Source organism: Methylobacterium sp. WL6 (genome assembly GCF_008040095.1).
In the GTDB taxonomy this organism is placed as follows: Bacteria; Pseudomonadota; Alphaproteobacteria; order Rhizobiales; family Beijerinckiaceae; genus Methylobacterium.
On record NZ_VRVH01000636.1, the window covers coordinates 1 to 745 of the forward strand.

The 745-nt window shown below is 74.9% G+C and carries 1 protein-coding gene; it reads left to right on the plus strand.

The genetic code is table 11. The annotated features are described in order from the left end of the window. Positions 1-745: ATP-binding cassette domain-containing protein (locus tag FV230_RS28915; protein WP_147844795.1), on the plus strand; the 745-nt coding region annotated here is incomplete at both ends.

A 745-nucleotide genomic window follows, 5' to 3' on the forward strand; every position in this document is an offset into this window, starting at 1 on the left:
GTGCAGGCCGTGACCGAGGTCGACCTCGCGATCGGGGCCGGCGAGGTGGTCGGGCTCGTCGGCGAATCCGGCTGCGGGAAATCCACCCTGGCCCGGCTCGCGGCCGGCCTCCACGCCCCGAGCCGGGGCCGGGTGCTGCGGGACGGGCGCGACCTTGCCGGGTCGAGCGCCGCGGAACGCCGCGCGGCCGCGCTGTCCGTCCAGATGATCTTCCAGGACGCCACCGCGTCCCTCAACCCGCGCCTGCGGGTGCTCGACATCGTCGGCGAGGCCCCCGTCGCCCACGGCCTCGTCGCGGCCCGCGACAAGCGCGCCTACGTGGCCGACCAGCTCGCCCGGGTCAGCCTCGGGGCCGACGCGATGGCGCGCTACCCGCACCAGTTCTCCGGCGGCCAGCGCGCCCGCATCGGCATCGCGCGGGCCCTGGCGGTGAAGCCGCGGATGCTGGTCTGCGACGAGTCGGTGGCGGCGCTCGACGTCTCGATCCAGGCGCAGGTGCTGAACCTGTTCCTGGAGCTGCGCCGCGACCTCGGCCTGACCTACCTGTTCGTCAGCCACGACCTCGGGGTGATCGCGCACGTCGCCTCGCGCGTGGCGGTGATGTATCTCGGCCGCCTCGTCGAGGTGGCGCCGGCCGAGACCCTGTTCTGCGCCCCCGCCCACCCCTACACGATCAGCCTGCTCGCCCAGACGCCGAAGCTGGTGCCGGGCAAGCGCCGGTTCCAGGCGCTCCCCGGGGAGCCTC